At 38.0% G+C, this 25,202-nt stretch carries 26 protein-coding genes; 14 read left to right on the forward strand and 12 right to left on the reverse strand.

Going from position 1 to position 25,202, the window contains the following annotated elements; genetic code table 11:
• Positions 1-100: 100 nt before the first annotated feature.
• Complete coding sequence (locus tag GMB86_RS02745; RefSeq protein ID WP_230458978.1) at positions 101-2,068, forward strand: penicillin-binding transpeptidase domain-containing protein; 1,968 nt, start codon at positions 101-103, stop codon at positions 2,066-2,068.
• Positions 2,069-2,149: 81 nt separating this feature from the next.
• On the opposite strand, the gene GMB86_RS02750 is transcribed toward GMB86_RS02745, so the two are convergent.
• Positions 2,150-2,317 (reverse strand): hypothetical protein, encoded by a 168-nt coding sequence (locus tag GMB86_RS02750; protein ID WP_230458968.1) that lies wholly within the window; start codon positions 2,315-2,317, stop codon positions 2,150-2,152.
• Between the two features lie 88 nt (positions 2,318-2,405).
• Positions 2,406-3,812, reverse strand: coding sequence for an aminotransferase-like domain-containing protein (locus GMB86_RS02755; protein WP_155216598.1), 1,407 nt, complete (start codon positions 3,810-3,812; stop codon positions 2,406-2,408).
• A 133-nt stretch (positions 3,813-3,945) separates the two neighbouring features.
• On the opposite strand from GMB86_RS02755, the gene GMB86_RS02760 reads away from it, so the two are divergent.
• Entirely contained in the window at positions 3,946-4,857 is a 912-nt protein-coding gene (locus GMB86_RS02760; RefSeq protein ID WP_155216600.1) for a DMT family transporter, read from the forward strand.
• A 299-nt stretch (positions 4,858-5,156) separates the two neighbouring features.
• Here GMB86_RS02760 and GMB86_RS02765 read toward each other — a convergent pair whose 3' ends face one another.
• Positions 5,157-5,432 carry a hypothetical protein gene (locus tag GMB86_RS02765; RefSeq protein ID WP_155216602.1) on the reverse strand — a complete coding sequence of 92 codons (276 nt, stop codon included), beginning with the start codon at positions 5,430-5,432 and terminating at the stop codon, positions 5,157-5,159.
• A 287-nt stretch (positions 5,433-5,719) separates the two neighbouring features.
• Between GMB86_RS02765 and GMB86_RS02770 the strand changes: the two genes are divergently transcribed.
• Positions 5,720-7,657 carry a fructose-1,6-bisphosphatase gene (locus GMB86_RS02770; protein WP_155216604.1) on the forward strand — a complete coding sequence of 646 codons (1,938 nt, stop codon included), beginning with the start codon at positions 5,720-5,722 and terminating at the stop codon, positions 7,655-7,657.
• Positions 7,658-7,929: 272 nt separating this feature from the next.
• Here GMB86_RS02770 and GMB86_RS02775 read toward each other — a convergent pair whose 3' ends face one another.
• The gene (locus GMB86_RS02775) at positions 7,930-8,997 is read right to left on the reverse strand and encodes a DUF3900 domain-containing protein (RefSeq protein WP_155216606.1); all 1,068 of its coding nucleotides are present in this window, start codon (positions 8,995-8,997) and stop codon (positions 7,930-7,932) included.
• A 452-nt stretch (positions 8,998-9,449) separates the two neighbouring features.
• Here GMB86_RS02775 and GMB86_RS02780 point away from each other — a divergent pair, with 452 nt between their 5' ends.
• Genes GMB86_RS02780 through GMB86_RS02790 form a run of 3 tightly spaced genes read left to right on the forward strand, consistent with a single transcriptional unit; the run spans position 9,450 to position 10,972 of the window.
• The gene (locus tag GMB86_RS02780) at positions 9,450-10,136 is read left to right on the forward strand and encodes a TerC family protein (protein WP_155216608.1); all 687 of its coding nucleotides are present in this window, start codon (positions 9,450-9,452) and stop codon (positions 10,134-10,136) included.
• A 28-nt stretch (positions 10,137-10,164) separates the two neighbouring features.
• Positions 10,165-10,602, forward strand: a complete 438-nt coding sequence (locus GMB86_RS02785) for a DUF1499 domain-containing protein (RefSeq protein WP_155216610.1) — start codon at positions 10,165-10,167, stop codon at positions 10,600-10,602.
• Positions 10,595-10,972: a DUF423 domain-containing protein gene (locus GMB86_RS02790; protein ID WP_230458969.1), complete on the forward strand. Its 378-nt coding sequence runs from the start codon at positions 10,595-10,597 to the stop codon at positions 10,970-10,972. Before GMB86_RS02785 ends, GMB86_RS02790 begins: the two co-directional genes overlap by 8 nt.
• Before the next feature lie 247 nt (positions 10,973-11,219).
• Here GMB86_RS02790 and gerQ read toward each other — a convergent pair whose 3' ends face one another.
• The 3 genes from gerQ to hemQ all read right to left on the reverse strand — a co-directional run bounded on the left by gerQ (position 11,220) and on the right by hemQ (position 13,318).
• On the reverse strand, positions 11,220-11,735 hold the full coding sequence (gerQ, locus tag GMB86_RS02795; RefSeq protein WP_196220110.1) for a spore coat protein GerQ: 516 nt from the start codon (positions 11,733-11,735) through the stop codon (positions 11,220-11,222).
• 126 nt (positions 11,736-11,861) lie between these two features.
• Positions 11,862-12,284, reverse strand: coding sequence for a cell wall hydrolase (locus GMB86_RS02800; RefSeq protein ID WP_155216614.1), 423 nt, complete (start codon positions 12,282-12,284; stop codon positions 11,862-11,864).
• 287 nt (positions 12,285-12,571) lie between these two features.
• Positions 12,572-13,318: a hydrogen peroxide-dependent heme synthase gene (hemQ, locus tag GMB86_RS02805; RefSeq protein WP_155216616.1), complete on the reverse strand. Its 747-nt coding sequence runs from the start codon at positions 13,316-13,318 to the stop codon at positions 12,572-12,574.
• Positions 13,319-13,673: 355 nt separating this feature from the next.
• Here hemQ and pta point away from each other — a divergent pair, with 355 nt between their 5' ends.
• On the forward strand, positions 13,674-14,672 hold the full coding sequence (gene pta, locus GMB86_RS02810) for a phosphate acetyltransferase (protein WP_155216618.1): 999 nt from the start codon (positions 13,674-13,676) through the stop codon (positions 14,670-14,672).
• Between the two features lie 208 nt (positions 14,673-14,880).
• Positions 14,881-15,807 carry a DMT family transporter gene (locus GMB86_RS02815; protein ID WP_155216620.1) on the forward strand — a complete coding sequence of 309 codons (927 nt, stop codon included), beginning with the start codon at positions 14,881-14,883 and terminating at the stop codon, positions 15,805-15,807.
• Between the two features lie 44 nt (positions 15,808-15,851).
• Here GMB86_RS02815 and GMB86_RS02820 read toward each other — a convergent pair whose 3' ends face one another.
• Positions 15,852-16,310, reverse strand: a complete 459-nt coding sequence (locus GMB86_RS02820; RefSeq protein WP_155216622.1) for a hypothetical protein — start codon at positions 16,308-16,310, stop codon at positions 15,852-15,854.
• 130 nt (positions 16,311-16,440) lie between these two features.
• Between GMB86_RS02820 and GMB86_RS02825 the strand changes: the two genes are divergently transcribed.
• Positions 16,441-16,947, forward strand: coding sequence for a DUF3189 family protein (locus GMB86_RS02825; protein WP_155216624.1), 507 nt, complete (start codon positions 16,441-16,443; stop codon positions 16,945-16,947).
• A 24-nt stretch (positions 16,948-16,971) separates the two neighbouring features.
• Here the strand turns inward: GMB86_RS02825 and GMB86_RS02830 are convergent, their stop codons facing one another.
• Positions 16,972-17,808: a lipoate--protein ligase family protein gene (locus GMB86_RS02830; protein WP_155216626.1), complete on the reverse strand. Its 837-nt coding sequence runs from the start codon at positions 17,806-17,808 to the stop codon at positions 16,972-16,974.
• Between the two features lie 173 nt (positions 17,809-17,981).
• Between GMB86_RS02830 and GMB86_RS02835 the strand changes: the two genes are divergently transcribed.
• From GMB86_RS02835 to GMB86_RS02845, 3 genes are all read left to right on the forward strand, one after another.
• Positions 17,982-19,274 (forward strand): HD domain-containing protein, encoded by a 1,293-nt coding sequence (locus tag GMB86_RS02835; protein ID WP_155216628.1) that lies wholly within the window; start codon positions 17,982-17,984, stop codon positions 19,272-19,274.
• A gap of 29 nt (positions 19,275-19,303) precedes the next feature.
• Positions 19,304-19,816, forward strand: a complete 513-nt coding sequence (locus GMB86_RS02840) for a YwgA family protein (RefSeq protein ID WP_329602722.1) — start codon at positions 19,304-19,306, stop codon at positions 19,814-19,816.
• A gap of 127 nt (positions 19,817-19,943) precedes the next feature.
• On the forward strand, positions 19,944-20,525 hold the full coding sequence (locus GMB86_RS02845) for a GNAT family N-acetyltransferase (RefSeq protein ID WP_155216630.1): 582 nt from the start codon (positions 19,944-19,946) through the stop codon (positions 20,523-20,525).
• Positions 20,526-20,781: 256 nt separating this feature from the next.
• On the opposite strand, the gene GMB86_RS02850 is transcribed toward GMB86_RS02845, so the two are convergent.
• On the reverse strand, positions 20,782-21,024 hold the full coding sequence (locus tag GMB86_RS02850; RefSeq protein ID WP_155216632.1) for a hypothetical protein: 243 nt from the start codon (positions 21,022-21,024) through the stop codon (positions 20,782-20,784).
• Between the two features lie 301 nt (positions 21,025-21,325).
• On the opposite strand from GMB86_RS02850, the gene GMB86_RS02855 reads away from it, so the two are divergent.
• Entirely contained in the window at positions 21,326-21,613 is a 288-nt protein-coding gene (locus GMB86_RS02855; protein ID WP_155216634.1) for a hypothetical protein, read from the forward strand.
• A 265-nt stretch (positions 21,614-21,878) separates the two neighbouring features.
• Here the strand turns inward: GMB86_RS02855 and GMB86_RS02860 are convergent, their stop codons facing one another.
• Positions 21,879-22,106 (reverse strand): hypothetical protein, encoded by a 228-nt coding sequence (locus tag GMB86_RS02860; protein WP_155216636.1) that lies wholly within the window; start codon positions 22,104-22,106, stop codon positions 21,879-21,881.
• Between the two features lie 400 nt (positions 22,107-22,506).
• Here GMB86_RS02860 and GMB86_RS02865 point away from each other — a divergent pair, with 400 nt between their 5' ends.
• Positions 22,507-23,025, forward strand: a complete 519-nt coding sequence (locus GMB86_RS02865; RefSeq protein WP_155216638.1) for a YwhD family protein — start codon at positions 22,507-22,509, stop codon at positions 23,023-23,025.
• A gap of 47 nt (positions 23,026-23,072) precedes the next feature.
• Here GMB86_RS02865 and GMB86_RS02870 read toward each other — a convergent pair whose 3' ends face one another.
• On the reverse strand, positions 23,073-25,136 hold the full coding sequence (locus GMB86_RS02870; protein ID WP_329602723.1) for a transglycosylase domain-containing protein: 2,064 nt from the start codon (positions 25,134-25,136) through the stop codon (positions 23,073-23,075).
• Between the last annotated feature and the right edge of the window lie 66 nt (positions 25,137-25,202).

Genomic DNA, 25,202 nt, shown 5'->3' on the forward strand with positions numbered 1-25,202 from the left:
ATTTTGAATATCGATATTTTTCAATTATAATAAACGTAGGAATTCGACATAATTGGAGGGCTCTACAATTAAGATTAAGATCGGTTTTTTATTAAGTATCATGTTTCTCGTACTTGTAGGTTGTTCCAATGAACCTACGGCTAAGGATCGAATGAATGAATACGTAAGCAAGTGGAATAAACAAAACTTTTCATCCATGTATGCACAACTTTCAAATGGCGCAAAAAAATCGGTCTCAAAGAAGGCATTCGTTGATCGTTATAAAAATATTTACGATCAAGTAGGTGCGACCAATTTAAAGGTGACAGTTGGCAAACAATCGGAAAAGGATTCAGGTAACAAGAAAACACAGCATATTCCATACAAAGTCACGATGGATACAAAAGCGGGTGAGGTATCTTTTAATGGAAAAGCGACTCTCGTCAAAGAAAAATCAAATGACCATGAGGACTGGAAAATTAATTGGAATCCATCCTTTATCTTTTCTCAATTAAAAAAAGGACAGACCATTCAGGTTCTCGAAGCAGATGCGGTTCGTGGTAATATATTAGATCGGAACGGAAATGCCCTCGCTATTACTGAGAGTGTTCCTGAAATAGGTGTTGTACCTGGCCAGTTAGGTAAAGACAAAGATAAGGTTCTAGATCATACAGCGAAAAAATTAGACATGACGAGAGATGAGATTGATAAACAACTTTCGGCAAGCTGGGTCACGGATGATTCAATTGTTCCTATTAAAAAAGTCAAACCTGACCAAATGGATCTCGTGAAGAAACTCACAAGTCAGAAAGGCATCAGTAAACGAGATGTGGATTCGCGTTTTTATCCATATGGAGAAGCAGCGGCTCATGTCACAGGTTATATACGTCCTGTAACAGCTGAAGATCTGAAGAAACCTGAAAATAAAAATTACAGTAGCACAGATTCCATTGGTGTTGCAGGACTCGAAAATGTCTACGAAAATCAATTGCGTGGTCAGACAGGGTGGACCATTTTAGTTCGTGAAACAAAAACGATTATTGCGAAAAAAGACGTTGAAAACGGCAAAGATGTAAAAACCACCATTGATGTTAACTTACAAAAAAAGATTTATAAACAGTTAAAAGGAGACTCAGGTGCCTCTGTTGCGCTCAACCCTAAAACAGGTGAAGCCCTTGCTCTTGTTAGCTCGCCATCCTACGATCCGAACGGTTTTGTATTTGGATGGAATGATAAGACTTGGAAGAAATTAAATGATGATCCAAACCGACCATTTTCAGCGAAGTTTAATAAAATTTATGCACCAGGCTCGACAATCAAGCCGATTACAGCCGCTATTGGACTCGAAAATGGGAGTATAACGGTTGATGGAAAGAAAAAAATATCAGGTAAAGAGTGGCAAAAAGATAAGAGTTGGGGAAATTATTCAGTCACGCGGGTTTCCAGTCGTCTATCTGAAGTCGATCTGAATAATGCCCTTATCACGTCCGATAATATTTACTTTGCCCAAACAGCTCTCGACACAGGAGCGAAGCAATTTACTCAAGGTTTAAAACAATTTGGCTTTGCTGAAAAAGTCCCATTTGAATTTCCAACACAGGAATCTTCCATTTCAAATAATGGAAAAATCGACTCAGATATACTACTTGCAGACTCTGGATATGGTCAAGGTCAAATTGAAATGTCACCCTTACATTTAGCTGTAAGCTATACACCTTTATTAAATAATGGAAATCTCGTAAAGCCAAAATTAATGAAGGATGACGAAACAACACCGTCCTTCTGGCATAGACAAGTCATGTCCCAGAGTGAAGCGGATGCGATCACTAAAGGATTAAAAGGTGTCATCGAATCACCAAATGGTTCAGCCCATGATCCCGTCGTTAAGGGCATCACAGTGGCAGGAAAAACAGGAACGGCTGAATTAAAAAAATCAAAAGAAGATAAAAAAGGAACCGAAAATGGCTGGTTTGTCGGTTTTGACTATAAAAACCAAAACTTACTCATTAGTATGATGATCCAAGATGTGAAGGATCGCCATGGAAGTCACTATGTTGCAGGTAAGGCTAAACCTCTTTTTAAAAAATAACATGTAACAATGCACCGGGCAGCTCACGCCTGGTGCATTTTACTTTTATGATTGCGGCACTTCGGAGAAGAATTGCGCCACTTATGAGGAGGATTGCGTCACTTCGAAAGAGAATTGCGTCACTTCGAAAGAGAATTGCGTCACTTCGAAAGAGAATTGCGTCACTTCGAAGGAGGATTGCGGCACATCGAAGGAGGATTGCGCCACTTCGAAGGAGAATTGCGGCACATCGAAGGAGAATTGCGGCACTTCGAAAGAGAATTGCGCCACATCGTAATAAGATCACACCAACTCAGACCAACATTGCACAACCACAATAGTCACTTCCCAACCAGATTCAGCTCATCCCTTCAGCTATACTAATCAAACGTTTCATTCCCTCATGAATCTGCCCTTCGTTGTTATACGAGTAACTTAATCTTAGATAATGATTCATCTCATTTTTAGGGTCACAGACGCTTCCGGGTACAAAAGAAATAGAGGCATCCAGACACTCTTTTAACAACTTTTCAATCGAAATGGAGGAAGGGCATTCCACCCACAAGTTGAAACCGCCACTCGGGCTAACCCATTTCCATGATGTTTTTCTTAACTCAAACTCCATTGTTTCTTTTCTAATTTGCAAAGCAATACGTAATTTTTCAATGTGCTGCCGCATGCGTTCAGATTGAAAATAATGAAGGAATATTTTCTGTGTCAATAAGGGACTTCCATTATCGATCAGTGACCTGATCGATAATAAATCTTTTTTTATATTTGGGTGGCATGTTATGGCGGCAATTCGCAGTCCTGGAGCTATATATTTACTAAAACCTCGAATGTAGATAACGTAACCATCTGTGTCATATTTATAAATTGGATGAGGGGGCTCCTCATCAAAATACATATCATAAAACGCATCATCTTCTACGATGAAACATTGGTAGTCTTTAGCTAAATCAACAAGCTGCTTTCGTTGTTCGTCAGGAATGGTGTATCCCGCCGGATTGTGAAAGGTTGGGTTACAATAAAATAACTTTGGTTTGTACTCTTTCATATAAGATTCTATCTGCGAAAGATCATATCCAGATTGAAAAATGTCTACAGGAATAATCGACGCCCCTTGTTGTCTAAAGGCTCCCATGGCCGCACCGTAACACGGTCGTTCCATCAAGATAACGTCTTTTGATGAAATAAAGGCTTCAGCGATTAAATGAATGGCTTGCTGAGCACCTGAAGTGATCAGAATTTGTTCAGGATTAACCGGAAGTGTATGCTTTTCATGAAAGAATTGGGCTAAATACGTACATAATTCAAAATCACCTTCGAGTGGGGCGTAAGTACTTAACACCTTAGGATATTTATCAAATATATCTTTTACATAGTTAGAAAAAAATTGATTTGGTAATAGAGCTGGATCAATTAATGCTTTTGAAAATTGAAACGTAACATCGGCTTGATGTATTTCTGACAAATGGTTTTTTTGAACCAAGGAGTGGACAATGGGATTTGAATGATCGGTGAAATGATATTGCCTTTGGCTACCTACATAATAACCTGATTTGTCTTTGACATAGACCCAGTCATCATTCATTAATAATTGGTATGCCTTTAACACTGTTAAACGATGAATGCCTCTCTCACGTGCAAGTGTCCGAACAGAAGGCAGTTTGTCTCCCGACTTCCATTCCGCAGATTGTATTCGGCTTAGAATATCTTGATAAACTTGCTGATAGAGTGGAAGAGTTTGTTTAATTATCGCCATCAGAAATCACCGCCCAAAGAAATGATCTATCCTTTTTTTCATTATTCTAACATAGTAGACTTCATCTGTTCTATAGAATAAAAACTGTTCTACTTGCTTCCTTTTATAATGTAGAAAAAGGAGGTACATAGCAATGGTCATCGTTAATTACACCATTATGTGCATAATATTTGGAACAACGTTTTTAGCTATTAAAATAGGAGTCGACACGGGTGCACCACCATTTTTTTCAGCGGGTGTTCGGTTCTTTGTCGCAGGTCTTATTATCTTATTATGGATGAAGAGTAGAAAACAAATCTCATTTTCGCTATTACTAAAAAAGGAAATATTTCTAACAGGGATGGGACTAACTTTTTCTGTCTTTGCGGCATCCTACTGGGCAGAACAATATGTCGCTTCTGGCATTGTTGCTGTTTTGTCTGCAATGGCACCTATTCTCATTATTTTGGTGCAAATAATAGTATTAAAAGAGAGAGTACCATCCTTATCTAAACTAGGTTGCAGTATTGCTTTTATGGGTGTTTTGGTTCTCTTATGGCCAAACATTACTGCTAATGCATCAATCTATTGGTTTATGGGCTGTCTAGCTGTTTTGGTTTCGCAAATATTTTTTGCATCAGCCACCCTCTACAGCAAAAAAGTAATGAAAGTATTGGAGGGAACATCTTCTGTTGCAATTAATGGTGCACAGATGATGCACGGAAGTTTCATGTTATTAATTTTGTCATTTTTGACAGAAGATCATCAATCCCTTTTATTCCAAAATAGTCATGCGATGATGGCCCTCTTATATCTGATCATTCTAGGCTCAATGATTGGGCATTCTCTTTATTACTGGCTTGTGATGAATACCAATCCATTATTTCCGTCCACATGGCTATATATCTCGCCAATTCTTGCTTTGTTTGTGGGGGCGATAATCTACCATGAACAACTATCATGGATGTCAATTGTTGGTGGGGGGATTATCATTTGTGGTGTGGCTCTAGCAAACTTTAAAATAATCAAACAGCTGGTTATTAAGCCAAGTTTAGAGCGAGCTTAAAACAAATATGAGCAGAAGCCTCCACCAAATTATTTAGCCGCTAAAGGGAAGGGGCCCTCTCCCATGATATATGACTATATCAGTTTATCACGTTCACTATCAAGTGGCAGAACAACTCCCCCCTTTCAACATCTTCCATACTATAGTACATCTCTTAAACGAACCAAAGGTAAGGAGTTTTCAGTCAATTCCTAGAATAAAATAAGGACGCCTCAAGATCTCCTTCAACCTTTATTGCAATATTTAATTGTGAGGGGATGTTACTCATCCCTCACTATAAACTCTATACCTCCTTCATTTTATTCCTCATCTACCTCTTGTTCTTCAAGTTTTTGGGTAATGAGTTTGTCTAATTCATAAGCGATTTTAGGTAAATTTCTATTGAATTCCGTGTTGTACCTTTCAAATGTTTCAAGAGCATGATCCAATACAGATTGTTCCATTTCAGATAAAGCCATATCCAAAATGATTTGCTCCTTTGATTTCCCTTCCCATGAGTAATTGAAAAGAAATTCACTAGATTGCACGTATTTTTTGTAGTCATCTTCGGATGGAAAGTCTTTTCTTGTTTTCATTACCTTACGCTCCTTTAAGCTTTTTAACCATCTAACGAGTTAGGTAAGTGATCGTCGGGATGAGTGAATTAACAACTCACTTTATAATGAATTGGATTTACTAGATGATATGAGGTTATCTTAGTCTACCATAATAGCAGATTTGCTTTTATCATCTTAAATGAACCAAATTTCAGGAGTTTTTCGTCAATTCCTTGTATAATAGAATAAGGACGTTTCATCTTACTATTTTGAGATCTCCTACATTCTTTATTGCCGAAATATATACATAATATGAGGGGATGCAGATGGATACAAAATATTTAGATTTACTCGCTGAAAAATATGATTGTGAAGAAAAAGTAGTCACCGAGATTATCAATCTAGAAGCTATCTTAAACTTACCAAAAGGAACGGAGCATTTTGTCAGTGACTTACACGGAGAGTATAAAGCGTTTCAACATGTATTAAGAAATGGATCTGGAAATGTTAAAGAAAAAATCAAAGACCTTTTTAAAGACGAACTTTCAAAAAAAGAGGTCGATGAGTTTGCGACACTCGTTTACTATCCTGAAGAAAAGATTTTACTTATGAAAAACTTGCTTGAGGATAGCGAGAGACTCAACCATTGGTATGCAAAAACCATTGAATGCATGATTAAATTAGTTTCTTTTGCCTCATCGAAATACACGCGTTCCAAAGTTCGTAAAGCGTTGCCTGAACAATTTGTCTATATTATTGAAGAACTGTTATACAAAACGGATGAATTTACGGATAAAAAAAGCTACTACACAAAAATTATTCAACGTATTATGTCTCTCGGTCAAGCGGATAAATTGATTACTGGACTCGCCTACACCATTCAGAGATTGGTCGTGGATCATCTACATGTTGTGGGAGATATTTACGATCGTGGTCCTGATCCAGCCAGAATCATGAATACATTAATGAAGTATCACTCTGTTGATATTCAATGGGGGAATCATGATATATTATGGGTCGGTGCGTATGCAGGGTCGAAAGTGTGCCTAGCCAATATTATTCGGATCTGTGCGAGGTATGATAATTTAGATATTATTGAAGATGTTTATGGAATAAATTTGAGACCTCTCCTCAATCTAGCGGAGAAATATTACGGTGATAATCCAGCTTTCAGGCCAAGATTGAGTTCCAGTGACAAAGATATTTCTGAAGATGAAATTTTACAAATTACAAAAATCCATCAAGCGATTTCAATGATTCAATTTAAGCTAGAAATGCCCATTATACAGAGGCGTCCGGATTTTGAAATGGACCATCGATTATTGCTGAACAAGATTGATTATGATCATAAGACGATTACGCTCCATGGTAAAACCTATCCATTACAAAATACATGCTTTGCGACGATTAACCCGGAACATCCTGAGCAGCTTTTAAAAGAAGAGGAACAAGTGATTGAAAAACTATTGTTTGCGATTCAGCACTCAGAAAAACTTTCGAGACATATGAATTTTCTCGTCAGGAAAGGGAGTCTTTATTTAAAATACAACGGAAATCTACTCATACACGGGTGTATCCCTTTAAATGAAGATGGAACGATGAAGAATATGACGATAGAAGGAAAAGAATACTCTGGGAAAAACTTACTTGATACGTTTGAACACTACTTACGCTATAGTTTTGCACACCCAGAAGAAACCGATGACCTTGCAACCGATATGATTTGGTATTTATGGACAGGGGAAAATTCATCACTCTTTGGCAAAAAAGATATGACAACGTTTGAAAGATATTTTATTAAAGAAAAAGAAACCCATATTGAGCAAAAAAACCCATATTATCAATTGCGTGAACAAGAAGATACATGTAAAAAAATCTTAGAAGAATTTGATTTAGATCCTGAGCAAGGGCATATTATCAATGGTCACACGCCAGTTGAAGAAATTAATGGGGAAAATCCAATTAAGGCAAATGGCAAAATGATCGTCATTGATGGAGGGTTCTCAAAAGCCTATCAACCGAAGACAGGCATAGCTGGTTATACGTTATTATACAATTCATACGGTATGCAGCTAGTTGCCCATAAACCTTTTACATCAAAAGAAGATGTTCTTCAGAACGGTGCCGATATTTTATCTGTCAAAAGGCTCGTTGATCGAGAGCTCAGAAGAAAGAAAATATTAGAAACTAATGTTGGAAGGAAATTACTGGAACAAATATCTGTGTTAAATGATCTTTTAGAATATAAATACATGAAATATTGACCTTGAACAAAGTTATCATCAACGAAACTGGCCTCCCAGTGGTTGAATGCCTGAACTAATCGGACTTATGCGGGTAGTTATCTCCCGCCTAGGAATGCGAGTTTTCATTCATTACCTTGAGGTGGGGTCAATGTTCGCGTTAATCCAGGATAAAATGACCGTGGCAAACTTTTTTATTGCCACGATTTTTTATGAAAAAAACTCCTTGATACTGTAGATAGAGATCCTACGACTCGTAAATTGTTTTAACCGAATTCATTTTTCATTTGCCTCTAAAATCCAGCTTTCTTCCCAATTCTTTCAACCAATCGGTGCAAATCATCTGGCTTATGAAATTCAATAGGTGAAAAGCCTTTTTCAAACTGTATGGATTCTGCTTCCACAACGAGGACATACCGGCCGTTTACTTTCGCAAGATGCAGGTTTTCACCAAAATCAGCGAGCAGCCCTTTGACCGACGTATTGCCGACTTTCATCTGCAATTCAGCATCGGGTGTATGTTCAACAATTTGAGCAGTAGCTTCAACGACTTGTTCCGTTGTGAGACGTTCTTGTATGTCACGTGTTTCACTTGATTCCCATATTTCCATTGCTTCTTCAAATTGCTGACGTTCTTGACTCTCTTCAGGTAGCTCCTCATGAAAATGCTCCTGTACCATCGTTTTGACTTGTTCTTTCATGATCATTGGCATGGATTCTTCATAATCCACGAATTTTAAAAAGTCTTCGAAGTAACGAGCATGGGAAGCCTGATGGATCTTAATTTCAGTTTCCTCGATCATGCCTTCTTCAGGCATGTAGGGGTATTGGATCGATTTCATATTCTTTGTTGTAATCGCCATTTCAACTTTATGAATAAGCGAGTCTTCGTCTGTGATGGAAGCCACTTTTGGTTCAAAATCGCATTTCATAATAAAGAGAAACCGGTCATCAAAATATTTTCTTGGAACGGCTGTAGCTACAAGGAAGGCGCCGCCTCGGACTGCACTGGTATCTAAATAAAGGCGAATAAGTTCTTCACTGTGGGTTCTAAAGTCTTCCTTCGTGTCAGCTATGAGAGTTCGATGAAATAAGTTATAGTTAGGATTCGAAGTTAGCTCATGGCCCGGTTCAACAATAAAATAACCGAGCTTTGTTGACACTTGATCTGATTTTGGATGCTTGTCCACTTTTCGTTTCACAATTTTTGCTAATTCACCATCTAAGAAGTCTTTAAGACGACTTGTATCATAGTCACTTCGATCCAGAGTTTGATAATGTTTAAAGCTTTTATTGAGTTGATCCTCTTTACCATTGACTTGTATCACAAAAAATGATAAAAAATCGATTTGAAAATCCATTTATGGTCACCTTTTTTCCTTCATTATCGATCTTGTAAAATACTTAAACGGTCTAACTAAGTATTAATAAAGTGAAACTTAATCAGTGGGTTTTTTTTCATCTCTCACTGGTTGTAAGTCTGAATGAATCGGACTCATGCGGGATAAACTTTATAAATAGGACTAAGCGTCCTTCTTAATCAACTCCCTAATTATACCTGAATTCCTTTTTTCATATAAGCAAAACTTCAATCATTGGTTTTTCCGCTAATATAGTTAACCTAAATCAATCTGGCTGCTGCAAGCAATCCATCCAAACATCAACATCTCATTTTTCTCGGAGTTTGTAAGGTGGAAAATGAGATAAAGGATAAATCTGCATGTCCGACCACGCATAACCATTGAGTAGAAGGATAAATGAAGGTATACTTTATATATGACCTAATGAAGATGTACTGGAGATGTAAAATATAATGACTTTTTTAATTGGATTATTAAGTATTATTATCATTGATATAGTGCTCAGTGGCGATAATGCGGTTGTTATTGCCCTTGCTTGTCGGAATTTACCTAAAGAAAAGCAACGGCCAGCCATATTAATAGGAAGTGGCGGAGCCATTTTGCTAAGAATTATTCTAACGTTCATTGCGTTCTGGCTTCTTGAACTCCCATTGTTAAATATGATTGGGGGCGTTCTATTACTCTATATTGCGATTCATTTATTAACGAGTAATGAAAATCCCGACTTGAAAAGTAGTTCAACCTTATTTGGCGCTGTCCGTACCATTATTATCGCTGATTTTGTCATGAGCTTAGATAACGTTGTGGCTATTGCTGGTGCTGCACATAACAATGTTCTTCTAATTATTATTGGCCTAGCCATAAGTATGCCTCTTATTATTTGGGGAAGTCAGCTATTAATGAAATTGATGGAAAGATTCCCAGTCATTGTAACCATTGGTGCGGCTATATTGGGCTATACGGCGGGAGAAATGATCTTTAAAGACCAATTGATTGATCAATGGTTTCAAACCGATTTAATAAATAAAGGGATAGCTGTTCTGTTTGCCCTTTTAGTTGTCTTAGCCGGCTATCTTATCAATAACAATAAGAAAAGTAAAAAAAAACATGTGAATGAACATCAAACATTGAGTAGATAACGAAAGATACACCAACGGAGATGATAAGATGAAAGAAAACGGACAGGTTGATTTTGGAGTAAATAATGGACAACTATTACCCTGCTCTAAATGGCCTAACGGGGTTTCGACGGATCATAGAGATCCAAATCGGCGAATGGTGCCGTTGTCCTACAAAGAAGTGTCAATGGATACGGCAAATAGCTATTTACAAGACGTGTTATCAACCATTCCTAAGACAACAATAAAAGTCAATGATGGTCATTATGTACACGTTGAATATAAAACACCCATTCTAAATCTGCCTCATGATGCGGAATTTTATTTTGATGAAGATAAGAAGATTCTTCAATTTCGTTCTGTTTCGAGAGTGGGAATAGCGGATTTTGGAATGAATAAAAGGTGGTTGCAAGCCGTTTACTCACGGCTTTTAAAAAAGCTGACAATACATCACATTAACCATGAGGATGGTGGATCAGTTGGATAAATTATTTATCGTGCTAGGTGCGATTTTTTCATTTTTATCGGTCGCTTTTGGGGCTTTTGGGGCTCATATTCTTAAAGAAAAACTGTCTGAACACGCTCTATCAATCTTTCAAACGGGTGTGCAATATCAAATGATGCATGCTCTTGGTCTTATTCTAATAGGAATTTTGGCAAGTAAAGTCATCAATGGACCTTCTCAATCTCTTCACTGGGCGGGCATTTTAATGGCTTTAGGCATTGTCGTGTTTTCAGGAAGTTTATACGTACTGAGTACGACAGGGATCGGTATTCTCGGAGCGATTACGCCAATCGGTGGTGTCTTATTTTTAATTAGCTGGTTCCTTGTTATCCTTGCTTTTTTACGAGCGTAATAAGGTTACCTTAGAAAGTTGATGTATTTAAGAAAGAGATCTCCCTCTAAAAGCGTTAAGCGTACCGAGCAGCAGTAAGGGGAAAACGGATTTCGGTTAGTTGATAGCTTAAAAGCGTTTTTCTTGTTACGTTGATAAACACTATTATTGACTCATTTGTGTAGAGTATGACAATACACGAATACGTTAAAAACCAACATAGATAGTTAACATAGCGATTAAAAAAAGCCTTCAGAGTTTCTGAAGGCTATTCTCTTGTTGTCTGAGGACCAAACGGATAAGAGTAACTAATAGGTCCTTCAAATGTAACGTAATTAACAAATACCATAGGAATGATATAGCGTGTGCCAGTTGGCGATTCACTTATGATAACATGGTCACGTCCAGCGGCTTCAAGTTCTCCTCTGAAAATTTTTGCATTCCATTGATTATTATTTTCAAATGTCGCATAGACAGTGACAGGTTTATCTAAATTTAATCGAAGAATATTTTCAATGTAGGATTGTTCAAATAATGGTAATTGAGGGGTTGATGGCTGCGTCGTAAACGATGGAAACGGAAAGGCTGGTTGTTGTTGTTGAAAGGTAGGTTGTTGTTGCGTTCCAGGCATGATACTTGATTGTCCTGGAAAAATGGTTGTCGGAGATCCAGTTATTTGTGGCTGCATGTCTTGTTGCATACCTTGTTGTTGCATGCCTCCTTGTTGCGGTATACCTGATGATTGACGTTGCTGATCTTCTGGAAAAGATGAATAATAACTCATATCATTTCACTCCTTTAGTTGGCTAAATGTACCAGTGACAAAACGTAAAATGAATTGATCCTAAATTAAGCGCTATTTTCTACTAGTGTTGACAGTACATTTTTATAAGCTAGTAAAGACAGGTTCTTAATATACTTCAGGACAAGCAGACTCAGTCGGCTGATAAAAACAATGAGCTTTATATCTGCCCGAATTCCATTGATTGTACCACTGAGCTGGGCATGAAGCAGGCGGTTGAAAAAACCACAATGCATTTGAAGCAGGATGAAATCTAGCACCATTTAAGACTTTTCTTGCCAAACGTTTATCTTGTTCCCTGGCGGCTTGATAGAAATAGCCTTTTTGTGTTGCTTCAAATCCACCAGGGCTTTGGAAGACCATTTGCCTTATGTTTCGAACATCTCTGAAATCCAAACAATTACCTCGGACACGATTAACACCCACATTTCCAACCAATTGCATGCCCAGTAATCCATCACCTTCAGCTTCCGCCCGCATGAGCCTTGCTAATAAAGAAACATCGTTTTCAGTGTGTTGAATAACTGCCATTCGTTCACCCCCAGTTATGGACCGCACTCTAACACCTAATTTATGAAGAAGTAGATAAATTCATGACAAATAAAATATGTCATGACCCTATTTTCATATCATTATATATAGAAGTTGTGATAAGGTGCTTATAAATTTACTAACGAATTAGGTCTTTAATCCGCTTAGGCAGCTAGAACGTCTAAAAATAAAATTCTCTTTATCAAAAATTGAGCAGTAGACTCCGAATAATTATAGAAGCATTAGAAAAACCGAGCCTTATGGACTCGGTTTTTCTTAAGATCAAATTACAAAGCCATCATTTGGCTAAAACGTTCCTTAGATAGCAAGGTCCCTACAAAGAACGAACCAAACTCGCCGTAACGGGCACTGACTTCGTCAAATCTCATTTCATAGACGAGTTTTTTGAATTGAAGCGCATCATCGCCAAATAAGGTGACGCCCCACTCCCAATCATCAAAACCAACAGAACCCGTAATAATTTGTTTGATTTTCCCTGCATAAGAGCGGCCAATTAAACCATGGCTTTTCATTAGCTCACGTCTTTCTGACATAGGGAGCATATACCAATTGTCTTCGCCATCCCGGCGCTTATCCATAGGATAGAAACAAAGATACTGTGTTCTTGGCAAAATAGGGAAAAGGCGCGATTTAATACGTGGATTTTCCATCGGATCCTCATCGCTTTGCCCTAAATAATTACTTAATTCAACCACTGAAACATAGGAATGGGCAGGAATGGTCACTTCAGCAAGTTTTGTTTTATTAAAGGCTGTTTCAAGGGCATTTAAATCATCCAAGGTTGGTCTAAGCCACATAAAGACAAAATCAGCTTTTTGACCAATAATCGAATAGAATGCATAGCTTCCTTTCTTTTCTTTCTGAATAAGATCCCATTCATTTAGAAAAGCATAAAATTCTTGAAGCGCTGATTCACGTTCATCACTGGATAGACTTTTCCATGCTTTCCAATCAATAAATCTGAAATCATGTAAACAATACCAACCATCTAAAGTTTGAGCTGCTTCACTCATGTTTTATATCACTCCTGTTCGGACGAAATAGTCAAAAAAAGGCTTGTCCAATTATTAAAATAATGATCTTATCATTATTGACAACTTTAACTATAGCATAATCATAATAATCAATGCGAAGTGGATGAATTTGAGTTCACTAAATTGTCATAATTTCAAAAGGAGTTCTTTTCCTATATAATTCGATATAATAAGAGTAGAGGATCATGAAACTTTCAACATTGACGATGTCCATGACGTTACTCCACTTATGACGATTTGAGCAAGGTTTCTCCCATGTAGGTATTTATTTACTCGATAAATCCGGGATATAAAGACACAAAAGGCAAGAATATTTTGAATGGAGGAGATCGATATGAGCACACTTTTTGATCAAATGAAGATTCAGGTAAAAAAAGAACAACCCAGACTGGTCTTTCCAGAAGGCCATGACGGTCGTATCTGTGAAGCAGTTCAAAGACTCGCGGAAGAAGACATTCTTTTTCCTATTTTAATTGCGAAACGGGATGAATGTCCGGCATACATACAGGATCTCGAAAAGAAAGGTAAGCTTTTCATTAAACATCCAGAAGAGGATCAGAATTTGGATCAGTTAGCAGATAAACTGGCTGAACGCAGAAAAGGAAAGTTAACAAAAGAAGAAGCGGAAAAATGGCTGCAAGATGAAAATTATTATGGAACGATGCTAGTTTACACCGATCAAGCAGCAGGACTTGTCAGTGGCGCAACACATTCAACTGCAGATACGGTCAGACCTGCCTTGCAAATTATTAAAACAAAACCAGGAGTACAGCGGACATCTGGTTCTTTTATCATGCTAAAAGGGGAGGAACAATTACTGTTTGCAGATTGTGCGATTAACATAGCCCCTGATAGTGAAGTATTAGCAGACATTGCTATAGAAAGTGCTAATACAGCTAAGGCATTCGGCATGGACCCTAAGATTGCCATGCTCAGTTTTTCAACAAAAGGTTCAGCGAAGGCTCCTGAAACAGACAAAGTGATGAAAGCTACAAAGTTAGTTAAAGAGAAACGTCCGGATTTATTCATAGATGGAGAATTCCAATTTGATGCGGCTTATGTGCCAGAGGTGGCTCAGACAAAGGCCCCTGACTCACCGCTTAAAGGCAAAGCGAATGTTTTTGTCTTTCCAAGTCTTGAAGCCGGAAATATCGGCTATAAGATTGCCCAACGTCTTGGCGGATATGAAGCCATAGGACCTATCTTGCAAGGTCTAAATCAACCTGTGAATGATTTATCAAGAGGCTGCAATACAGAAGATGTCTACAAACTGGCGATCATTACGGCCATGCAATCTGTCATGGACTCATCTAAAAAAAATAAAGTAAAATGACCGGTTTAGCAGGAATACATCATTAGTCTTCGAATTCATAGATAGAACGATTTTAAGGTGGTGTGGACAGTGAGAAGACTTTATTTTGATCTTTTTGAAAATGATCAACCAGCCCTTCATTCCTAAGAACAGGGATGATATCAATTTGATCATGCCTTTCTTAGCGGGAATCGATTTGAATATCCCATGAAGAGAGGAATGGGCCAGGATGAAAGAATCAATCATAGGGGCATGTTGCCTAACATTAGCTGCAAGCATATGGGGTAGTATGTATGTCATTAGTAAATATATTTTAATGTATGTTCCACCCATCACATTACTTTGGTTTCGTTATGTGATCGCTTGTCTTTTACTATTCGCTGTTATGGCGGCTAGCCGCAAGGGAAAAAAGATGAAGCTGCTTTCCAAAAGAGACGGGTTATTATTTATGTGGATTGGTTTTATCGGTTATTTTATCTCCATAGCCTTCCAGTTTATTGGAACAAAGTTATCAGATGCTCATACCGGGGCTTTGATAACGTCATCAACACCCGCTTTTATTGTCATCTTTGCTTGGTTTGTCTTGAAAGAGAGGATCACCGCTCGCAAGCTCCTTTCTCTTATCGTGGCAACGATCGGTGTGGTGATTTGCATTGGAGGTTCACCAAGAGTCGGGACTTACGCTTTAGGTAATATCATTTTAGTAGGGGCTGCTGTGACTTGGGCACTCTTGTCAGTCTATGTTAAGAAAGCATCTAGAAAGTTCTCATCACTCATGATAACGACGTACTCAATGATTTTTGCCCTCTTGTTTTCAACACCATTTATGATAGTAGAACAAATGAATGAGCCTATGACAATAAATCAAACACCCATCATTTTAGGTATCTTGTATTTAGGAACGGTATCAACTGCAGGAGCGTTCTTTCTATGGAATAAAGGGTTAGAACTTATGGATGCAGGGATTGGTTCATTATTTCTTTTTCTTCAACCAATTGTTGGAGCCATCCTCGGCTGGTTGTGGTTAAAGGAGACATTGTCCTATTCTTTTTATATAGGGGGCTGTTTTATTCTAGTAGGAATTATTATCGCGACTAGAAGGAAAGAACAATCTGCCAAGAAGAGGCCGAACACGAACAATAAATTAACGTCATAATTAAAAACGGATCATCCGAGTGGGTAGCGGATGATCCGTTTTTTTTAGTTTCTTTGAAGACGAAAGCCTTCATCTTTTAAGTAAAGAGCAGCGTCCTCATGGGAGCCGAAAGAATCGACTAAATTATTTCCAGCGTAGATGGTCCACGCCTCATCTTCATGAATCAACTGTAGCGTTTGTTTTTCACGATTAATCCACGTTTCCTCTTCTGGTTTTGGTTGTCCTTCTTCAGAAAGAGAAAAAATGGCATTTTCCACAATTGAGTGAAGCTCTGCTTCATTGAAATCCCGTATATTGACAAAGCCTTTGTCATCGGTGGGATAGCCTTCTAATTCTCCCGCATAGACATACCCATTTCCATTAGGATGGAGATGATAAACGACATTTTTCTTTTCTTTCACACTGTCATTATATTGGAAATTCACGCGTCCAAGCGAAACATCACGACGTTCTAATTCTGGAAAAGATTCAATAATCTCTAATTTTTGTTCGAAAGTAAGCATAGTTCCTCCATGTAGTTAGGTTATGACAAACATTATATCCTATTTGAATAAGGATAAGCCAATCTTCCCTGATATTTTAGGACGAATTCGGCCATAATAAAAGAAAAGTCGATCCCCGAGGTGGATGATAATGATTTATATTTATAACGATTATGGCGGTACACATACAACGGCATTAGCGGCAGCTTATCACCTAAACAAACTTCCAAAAGAGGGTAAGCTCACAAAAGAACAAATATTAGAAACACCATTTTTTAACAAACTAAAGACTAGTGATATGGGCGTTCTATTTTTTCATGGGATTGACTCGGATGGGAATTCCGTTTATACCGTTGGTCGCGGGGCTGCGAAACAAATGAAACGACTCCTTAAAAGTCTAACGGAACTTTTACAAGAAAAATATAACGGAACGGAAAAAGTCGTTCTCTCAAATACCTCTCCAACCGTTCCCATCACGATGACCTTTGGAGGACTTTTCTCAAGAAGACTACATATTGATTTTATTGGAGTTCCTTTGCTTGTGCTAGGGGCTAAACAATGCTGTCACGACATCCTTAGAGTGGTTGAACATACCAAATATGTAGGCAAAACAACATCAGCAAAGCTCACTGTTTTGGATAATAAAGAATTTAAGTAAAAATGACTCGAAGCTGGTGTCTTATCAGCGACGAGTCATCTTATTTAATGGATCATTTCTTTCTCTAATTCTTTGATAATATCCCCTGAATAAGTTTTGTTCAGAAGACGATAATAATGGAGATGAAATCTCTCCAAATTGTTGAATCACTTGAAGAAGAGTGACGATAAAACTTTGAACCGTTAAAGATGAACCGGAAATTTCCTCTAAAGAGGCCATTTTTTCTGGAACAATTTTTGGATAAACAAATTTCGTCTGTTCTCCTCTTAGACCACGATCATAAAACGACTTAATGAGTTCCGCCCGCTTCGATCCACTGCCTGTAAGACAAAGATAAATTTGAACTGCGACGCCTTTTCGAATCCGTCTTTGCGATATCCCCGCAAATTTTTTTCCATTTACACTTAAATCATAACGGCCAGGACAATAGGAACCGACGATTTCCTTTGCTTCAAAGGAAACATGGATGGGTTCAAGACACATTTTGATGAAATCGACCATAGCCTCGAAACTTTCATCAATCGATAAACTCCGGGTTTGCTCAGAAAAAATAAGGGAAATATTTAACACGCCTTCATCTAGAACAACCGCAAGACCACCTGAATTTCGTGTGACACAATGGTAACCCTGCTGTTGAATCGCATGAATACCGTCTTGCAAATGAGGGAGACGCATGTCTTGTATACCAAGAATAACGGTTTGATGATGGACCCAAGTACGAATCACAGGAGCCGATTCTCCGGATCCAACAGAATGGCACAATGTATCATCCATGGCAAACGACTGCATGCCATTAAATGAAGGGCCAAGAGTTGATTGATCAATCCAACGCCACGTAGGTTGATAGAGAAGTGATGTCATAGAATTTTCCTCTTTACATATTAAAGTATTGAACTAAAAGGTGACTTCATTATATCAAATTTGAACAAGACGAGAGTGAAGATTAATCTTACTTGTTCGACAAAATAACTCTTCATTCCATTTTTAATAGGGACAAGCTATAATAATAACATGACAGAATTGGGGTGAAGAAAATGGCCCAACGTATGACGAAACTTAGTGAAGAAAAAGTGTTTAAAGATCCCGTTCATCGCTATATTCACGTTCGAGATCGATTAATATGGGAGCTTATTGGAACAAGTGAATTTCAAAGGTTAAGGCGGATTAAGCAGCTTGGAACGAGTTACTTAACCTTTCACGGAGCTGAACATAGCCGTTTTGGTCATTCTCTAGGAGTCTATGAGATTACGAGAAAACTGATTAACGTTTTCGAAAAAGAACCAGAATGGGATCCGAATGATCGTCTCCTCTGTCTTTGTGCAGCCCTTCTCCACGATATTGGCCATGGACCTTTTTCTCATTCCTTTGAAAAAGTATTTCAGACGGATCATGAGCATTTTACAAGGGAAATGATTCTCGGGCAAACAGAGATTAATGCTGTACTAAGGAAAATAAGTGATGATTTTCCACGGAAGGTATCCGATGTGATTGGGAAAACGTATGAAAATAAATTGGTCGTAAGCATGATTTCAAGTCAGATTGATGCTGATCGAATGGATTACTTGCTTCGGGACGCCTATTATACAGGGGTAAGTTATGGGAATTTTGATCTAGAACGTCTTTGGCGAGTCATGCGTCCACGTGAAGACCAAGTTGTGATTAAAAAAAGCGGCATGCACGCCGTAGAAGACTATATTATGAGCCGTTATCAAATGTATTGGCAAATCTACTTTCATCCAGTCACGAGAAGTGCGGAAGTTATTTTAACAAAAATCCTGCATCGGGCAAAAACTCTTTATCACAACGGATTTAAGTTCAAATATGTACCAACGCAGCTTATGAGCCTTTTTGATGGACAAGTCACAGTCGAAGATTATCTCAAACTAGATGAGGCTTTAATTTTATATTACTTCCAAGTTTGGCAGGAGGAAGAAGATCAGATTCTGAAAGATCTTTGTTATCGTTTTATGAATCGTAAGTTATTTAAATACATTGAGTTTACGCCCATGGATTTAAGTTTATATGATGAACTTCGTGAGACATTTTTAGATGCAGGCTTAGATCCGGATTACTATCTTGTTGTCGATTCGTCATCTGATTGCCCATACGATCTCTATCGTCCTGGGGAAGAAGAAGAGAAATTGCCCATCTATTTGGTGATGCCAGATTCTCAATTGCGTGAACTGTCCAGAGAATCGGATGTTGTGGATTCCATCACAGGGAAGAAGCGAACAGACCATAAACTTTATTATCCATTGGATGCCATAATGGCACTGCCGAGTCATTCCAAAGCAAAGAAGAAACTGAGATCATTACTATCAATATAAATGAAAAAAGAAGATAAGGAGGAGTTCAAGTGCTTGAGGATCATGCGAAAATTGTCTCGTTGCTAGAGCAAGCAGGCGAAGTCGTCGGTCGAAAAAAATTACAAAAAATCATCTACATATTAAAAAAATGTGATATTCCGTTCCAAGAAAAATATCATTTTCATTTTTTTGGCCCTTATTCTGAAGAACTGTCCCTCCGAATAGAAGAATTATGTAACTTAGGATTTGTCAATGAAGTAAAAGAAACAAAAGGCGGCTATTATCAATATCGGTATACTTCAACTGAGACATCAAAAGAATTTCTTTCTCACTTCGATATTCATATGGAGACGATTGAACCTCTCATCCAGGAGTTAAATAACCAGAATTCGAAGTTTCTAGAACTCGTATCTACGATTTTATATTTTGATGACCTCTCTCATGAAGAAATTATTGAAAAAGTACAAGTGGTAAAGAAAAAACAAAACTATTCTTTGGACGATATCGAAGAAGCTTTTTCTTTTATCACATCCATAAAACGTCTGAACACAAAAGTGAGCTAATGATCTTATTAGTTCATTTTTTTCTTTTTCCTCTTCATAAAAAAACGACATCATCTAGAGTGTAGAATCCCATACTGTAGTGGCATAAGATAATGGTACGGATAGCCTTTGGAAGAGGGTGTACAAGATGTTTCAGTTTCGAATAAATGAAAACATTGACCTAAAAATGCTTGAGATGAATGACGTTCCCACATTATTTACAGTCATCAATAACGAAAGAAATGAATTACGCGAGTACGTTCCTTGGATTGATCACTTTCAGAGTGAATCAGATTTTTACCCGATTATTGAAATCTGGAATGAGCAATTTAAAATGAATATGGGGATGCAAATGGGCATCTTTTATAAAAATAAGTTTGTTGGAATGGTTGAATTTCATAAGTACGATTGGAGAAATAAATCAACGAGTATGGGGTATTGGCTGGTAAGTAGCGCTCGAGGTAAAGGCATTATGACAACCTGTTGTCGTGCACTCATTGACTATGGTTTCAATGTTTTGGGATTAAACCGAATAGAAATTCGGGCGGCATCTCAAAATGATAGCAGTAAGGCTGTCGCCAGAAGGCTTGGATTCATACATGAAGGTCACATCCGTTCTGCTGAGTGGCTTCACGGCCGTTATGTTGACCATGATTTGTATGGATTATTACAATCTGATTGGTATAAAAGAAAGTATCCCAATCTAGTATCTTATGACCTTAACGGATAAAATTTATCTCTTTCACCGTCGTAGCAACCCATCAGTGGGATAAACCTCCCACTGATGATTGCTACGATCTTTATTTTTCTGTTTGGATGAAAAAGAAGCCAATATAGATTGCTACTATCCAAATAATAATGGCAGACACTCGGTTTATGAACGTCAACCACTTTCCATTTGAGTCCATTTCACCTAACAGTTTTCCACAAAGGGCCAGACTAAAAAACCAAATCCAAGACACGGTAATACAAGTTCATGCGGAAATTCACACCAGTATTATTAAAAATATCAAAACAATAACAGCTAAAATATCAAGAAACATTCCTTTCTTATCATTTTCTTCTTTTTTGGAAAGTAATACGAAGAAATCAATCAAAGAAATTAGTATATATAACGACAAAGCGATTCTAACATCAAGCTTAAATATAACAACCACCGTGAGAAAAATCATCAAAAATACTAATGGCCAATGGATACTGTCATAAGACTTTATAAATCTTTTATACATAAAAGTCACTCCACTTGTAGTTCTAAAACATGATGTTTAATTAAATAAACATTAAAGAATGCAATATGAAGAAAAGGTTAATATTTGATTAGTAACAGTATTATTATTCACTATCAAAGGTTTCAGTTAAATTATCCCATTTAGTCGAATATAGTCGATGAAAACGTCTATCATTTCTTTAAGGAAATACTAGGTTCGAATCTATAAAAAAGAAGAAATGTGCGAATAAATGATAGAATTTATCCAATCAGTTAGAAAGAAAGACTCATAGAATATAAAGAAAGCGAAAGGAGGGAACAGCATGTGGGATGATTTAATGTGGCGTGACAATAGTAACTGCAAAAGACACGATTCATACAATTATTCAAACTATAACTCAAATAATTATCCAAACTATACTGGTATTGAATCATTATTACGCACCTTAACACCAGGAACAACAATTAACCGATTAGTCCTATTAGGAATCGACTATGAAGATGTCACCTTCGTTAACTATGATAGAAGCAGGAATCTAGCCTATTTCAATAATGACGGCGTTATTGTGGTTGAAGCGAACAAAATCCAAAGTTTAGATATTGAAGAATAGAGAAACATCAATCAGTGGGGCTTTTCCCACTGATCCTTACATAGTTCTGTTGAAATCCTTGCACTTTTTATCATTTATCCCGCCTTAACGGGCAGTAAGACCCCCACCTTATTTTGAGTATTCAAGGAAGATAGGTGGTGGATCAACTGCCCGTAAAGGTCCGATTGGTTCAACTAACCATCAGTGGGGGATGAAGACACCCCCCCACTGATGGAAGTTTCACTTTATTTATACCTGAACAGGGTTTAATACTATGGCGAATAACCTACAATAAAATAAAATGTTCGTGAAACCAATCGTCAAGATCTAAAGTATTATGCCCGTCTGCAATAATATGAAGTTCGTTTTCTTCGTCTCTCGTCAGCCATTTACCTTCTTCATCTTCTTCAACCATATAAAAGTAATCCTTCTTAAAAAGACAGCGATCTGTCCATTCAATTGGTAAATCTAATGACCGCTCAAAGACATTTCTAATACATCTAACTAAAATCATGTGACCCTCCATTAATTCGATTACGCATAAAGATAAAGATAATATGAATGGGACGTTTTTGCAATGGTTAAGCTTGGATATTAAATGCGTGTTCAAAAAGGTGACAAATTAGAAGCAAGAAGGTCAAGGCGGCGCCGTTTTGAGGACCGGCATTCCACATGATGTGGTAGCTTCAACGTTGCTCATAGGACGTGAGCGATTTTAGTTGAAGATCCTCTTGTGTTTACTACATGAGGACCGGAAAAACAAGCCAACGCCGAGATTCGTAGCTTATCATTTGGTGACTTTTTGAACAACTTCTATATGGAAAGTTGATATGATAAACTAGGGTTATCATGAGAATAATAACGGGTTATATTCCCCGGCTTTTGAACAGCTCGTATGAGGAGGATGATGATTAATGACTCAAGAAGATCAAAATAAAAAGAAATCAAGTTTCAATATTGTGAGTGGCGACTCAACCTCAGGCCATGGCGGTTATGGGGTGGGTTCCATCAATTTAGATAACATTTCCCCAATTATTATTGATGTTGAAGAGGGAACGGCAGAAGTGGATATGGGAGCCCTACATGCACGGAGTCAAATTGAAAGACGCATCCGCTTTTCACCAGACAAGGCCAACGTTGAAGGTGGGGGTAAACTTTACTGGCTTGTTTGGATGAACACGGAAGTGGGAGAAGAAGGACCATTTTATGCTGGAGCAGGTGCGGCTGATATGATCATTAATCGTGAAATCAGGAGAGGGTATAAAGTCTTACCAGACCATGTCAATAAAATGGATAAAGCACTAAAAGGCAAAGTTCTCGTTGACCACATGGATGAGGCATCGAAAAAAGTGTTGAAAGATTTTCTAGTCGGACACAGTGCTGAGATGTGGGAACGAGCCAATCCAGAATTAAAAAAACAGTTGGGTGAATAACCAAAAAAACCTCAAATGATGTGTGAATCGATCATTTGAGGTTTTTATTATTTTTTCTCGCCAAGGTGGAAGATCCAATCGAATAAACCATGGGATTGGGTTTTCTTTTTATGTTTAGGATGTGAAACGACTTTGGTTCCGTCACAATAAGCTTTTGGCGCCGTTCCTTTAATGAAATACGTTTCTCTTCCGGGACATGTATCTGTTGCACGAAGTCCAGTTTTCGGATCAATGTTAACAGCGACAACGCCCTTAGGTGGTTTAAAACTATTTTTTGATTTGCCTGATAGAGCGGACTCCATGCTATGGGCCCATATTTTTTTAGCATAACCAGAATCAGGATAGACGCTAATGGTTTCTCCTTGATCATAGCCAACCCACACGGCCATAGCGAGTTTGGGCGTAAAGCCTACCATCCAGCTATCTGTCGCCGTTGAACCTGTTTTCGCAGCCACTTTGTGCGTGAGGATATTGGCAACTTTACTACCTGTGACGGTCGTATAGCCATTAAGATGTTTGTCAAAGATACCCGTCATCATTTGGGATAAGACAAACGCCGCTTTCTTATTTAATACTTTTTTATTTTTAGGTTTCCATTCATATAGAACATTCCCATCTTTGTCGGTTACTTTTTTGACAAAGTGGGGTTGTACCCGATACCCACCGTTTGCGATCGCACTGTATCCTCTCGTGATTTCCAGCATGCTCACGGGTTTTGATCCAAGTGCGAGTGACGGGATCGGGGCAAGAGGACTGCGAATACCGACTTCTTTGGCTGTTTTAACCAGTTCATCCATGCCAATCGACATATGTGTCTTGACCGCATAGATATTATCTGACACGGCTAAAGCTTCAGCCATGGTTATTTTTTTGTTGGCATAGTAATTTCCAAAATTACTAGGTGAATAGGTGGCTCTGTCATCGTCATATTGAAAGGATGTTGGTGCACTTTTCAATAAAGTCGAAGGCGTGAAACCGTCTTGTAGGGCCGCATAATATAAAAATGGTTTGAATGATGAACCAGGTGATCTTCTGGATTGCGTGGCCCGGTTAAACGCACTTTTATCATAATCTCGGCCGCCGATAAGCGCGAGCACCGCACCTGTTTTCGGATTCATTGAAACGAGGGCTGATTGGATATCTGATTTTGGGTCAATTGTATCCTTTATCCAATACTCTGCCTTCTTCTGAATTTTAGGGTCCAAGGTTGTGTAAACGTTTAAACCACCATTAATCAATTGGTCATCTGTTAAATGTAATTTGTTCTTCAACTCATCTCGCACGGCTTGTTGAAAGTAAGGTGCTAATCGCTCTTTTTTTGGTCGTTCTTTAACAAGCTTAAGAGAGTGATTACTTGCCGAATGGGCTAATTGTTTAGAAATGGTTCCGTTTTTCACCATCGATTGTAAAACTATTTTTTGTCGCTCTTTTGCACGTTCATAATGGACATCTGGAGCATAAAGAGACGGTCCTTTAGGAATACCAGCCAGCATGCTCGCTTCACTTAAAGAAAGATCGGATGCATTTTTATTAAAATAATATTTTGATGCAGCTTGTATACCGTAAGCACCATGGCCGTAATAGATCGTATTCAAATACCCTTCTAAAATTTGGTCCTTTGAATAATTCATCTCGAGCCGCATGGTATAAAAAGCCTCGGCTAATTTTCTCGTCCATGTTTTGTCATTAGATAGAAAACTATTTTTTGCATATTGCATGGTAATGGTACTCGCCCCTTGGGCCTTTGAAAAACTTTTTACATCTGCAAATAGGGCACCTGCAAGTCGACGAAGATCAAAACCATGATGTTTATAAAAGTGTTTATCTTCGATGGAAAGGGTGGCTTGAATCAGTGGTTTGGATATATGGTCAAGCTTCGTCCATTCTGAACTAGAACTTAAAGCTGAATCCGTTGCTTTATTGAAAATATTTCCATGGCTGTCATAATAACTAATGGCTTTTGGAACATTAAGAGGCGGTGGACCAGCTATTTTAGCAACAATCCAAAGTCCAGCAATCCCTATCAGGAATAATAGGAGGAAAAAGAGGTTTAAGCGAAAAACCCATCTTAATCCACCTCGATATCGCTTTCGATTGGTTAGGAACTTCACAAATACACCCCCAAGATGTAAAAATCTAAGACTAGAGGGAAGTTATTCTAGTCTGTAAGTTGTGTT

This window comes from Terrilactibacillus tamarindi, assembly GCF_009718825.1.
GTDB lineage: Bacteria > Bacillota > Bacilli > Bacillales > Sporolactobacillaceae > Terrilactibacillus > Terrilactibacillus tamarindi.

Bases quoted from the DNA above. Each gene is read 5' to 3' on its own strand.
- GMB86_RS02745 (WP_230458978.1), top strand. From the start codon at position 101: ATGTTTCTCGTACTTGTAGGTTGTTCCAATGAACCTACGGCTAAGGAT.
- GMB86_RS02755 (WP_155216598.1), bottom strand. From the start codon at position 3,812: ATGGCGATAATTAAACAAACTCTTCCACTCTATCAGCAAGTTTATCAA.
- GMB86_RS02760 (WP_155216600.1), top strand. From the start codon at position 3,946: ATGGTCATCGTTAATTACACCATTATGTGCATAATATTTGGAACAACG.
- GMB86_RS02765 (WP_155216602.1), bottom strand. From the start codon at position 5,432: ATGAAAACAAGAAAAGACTTTCCATCCGAAGATGACTACAAAAAATAC.
- GMB86_RS02770 (WP_155216604.1), top strand. From the start codon at position 5,720: ATGGATACAAAATATTTAGATTTACTCGCTGAAAAATATGATTGTGAA.
- GMB86_RS02775 (WP_155216606.1), bottom strand. From the start codon at position 8,997: ATGGATTTTCAAATCGATTTTTTATCATTTTTTGTGATACAAGTCAAT.
- GMB86_RS02780 (WP_155216608.1), top strand. From the start codon at position 9,450: ATGACTTTTTTAATTGGATTATTAAGTATTATTATCATTGATATAGTG.
- GMB86_RS02785 (WP_155216610.1), top strand. From the start codon at position 10,165: ATGAAAGAAAACGGACAGGTTGATTTTGGAGTAAATAATGGACAACTA.
- gerQ (WP_196220110.1), bottom strand. From the start codon at position 11,735: ATGAGTTATTATTCATCTTTTCCAGAAGATCAGCAACGTCAATCATCA.
- GMB86_RS02800 (WP_155216614.1), bottom strand. From the start codon at position 12,284: ATGGCAGTTATTCAACACACTGAAAACGATGTTTCTTTATTAGCAAGG.
- hemQ (WP_155216616.1), bottom strand. From the start codon at position 13,318: ATGAGTGAAGCAGCTCAAACTTTAGATGGTTGGTATTGTTTACATGAT.
- pta (WP_155216618.1), top strand. From the start codon at position 13,674: ATGAGCACACTTTTTGATCAAATGAAGATTCAGGTAAAAAAAGAACAA.
- GMB86_RS02815 (WP_155216620.1), top strand. From the start codon at position 14,881: ATGAAAGAATCAATCATAGGGGCATGTTGCCTAACATTAGCTGCAAGC.
- GMB86_RS02820 (WP_155216622.1), bottom strand. From the start codon at position 16,310: ATGCTTACTTTCGAACAAAAATTAGAGATTATTGAATCTTTTCCAGAA.
- GMB86_RS02825 (WP_155216624.1), top strand. From the start codon at position 16,441: ATGATTTATATTTATAACGATTATGGCGGTACACATACAACGGCATTA.
- GMB86_RS02830 (WP_155216626.1), bottom strand. From the start codon at position 17,808: ATGACATCACTTCTCTATCAACCTACGTGGCGTTGGATTGATCAATCA.
- GMB86_RS02835 (WP_155216628.1), top strand. From the start codon at position 17,982: ATGGCCCAACGTATGACGAAACTTAGTGAAGAAAAAGTGTTTAAAGAT.
- GMB86_RS02845 (WP_155216630.1), top strand. From the start codon at position 19,944: ATGTTTCAGTTTCGAATAAATGAAAACATTGACCTAAAAATGCTTGAG.
- GMB86_RS02850 (WP_155216632.1), bottom strand. From the start codon at position 21,024: ATGTATAAAAGATTTATAAAGTCTTATGACAGTATCCATTGGCCATTA.
- GMB86_RS02855 (WP_155216634.1), top strand. From the start codon at position 21,326: ATGTGGGATGATTTAATGTGGCGTGACAATAGTAACTGCAAAAGACAC.
- GMB86_RS02860 (WP_155216636.1), bottom strand. From the start codon at position 22,106: ATGATTTTAGTTAGATGTATTAGAAATGTCTTTGAGCGGTCATTAGAT.
- GMB86_RS02865 (WP_155216638.1), top strand. From the start codon at position 22,507: ATGACTCAAGAAGATCAAAATAAAAAGAAATCAAGTTTCAATATTGTG.